Below are 430 nucleotides of genomic sequence, written 5' to 3'. Positions count from 1 at the left end.
TGATCGCGCAGACGCTGCAGGCCGGGCTTCGACGTTGTCGGGGCGCGCGACCTCGATGGCGACACGCTGCGCAAGAGTTTTCGCGATTTCATCCAGAAGGCGCAGGCCTCGGGGCCCGGCACCGTCGCGATGGTCTATCTCGCCGGCTACGGCGTGCAGCTGGCCGGCGAGAACTATTTCATCCCCGTCGATTCCAACATCAGCCGCGATACCGACATTCCGACCGAGGGCCTGCGCATCGGCGATTATGCGCGGCAGCTCGCCGCCATTCCGCTCAAGGCCAACATCATCGTGCTCGACGCCGCACGTGCGCAGCCTTTCGTCCAGGGCGGCCAGCCGATCGCGAGCGGGCTTGCGCTGGTCGAGCCGGATCCGAACATGCTGATCGCCTTCAACGCCGCGCCCGGCACGGTGGCGCCGGAAGAGGCGG

1 protein-coding gene is annotated in these 430 nt (G+C 67.4%); it reads left to right on the top strand.

Going from position 1 to position 430, the window contains the following annotated elements; genetic code table 11:
• Positions 1-66 precede the first annotated feature (66 nt).
• On the top strand, positions 67-430 hold a 364-nt coding region (locus tag AACY49_RS31320), incomplete at its 3' end, for a caspase family protein (protein ID WP_339528236.1).

It is taken from the genome of Pseudomonas sp. EL_65y_Pfl2_R96 (assembly GCF_963970905.1).
Taxonomy (GTDB): Bacteria; Pseudomonadota; Gammaproteobacteria; order Pseudomonadales; family Pseudomonadaceae; genus Aquipseudomonas.
Note: the sequence above shows the minus strand (reverse complement) of the source record. Positions and strands in the feature narration are given on the sequence as shown.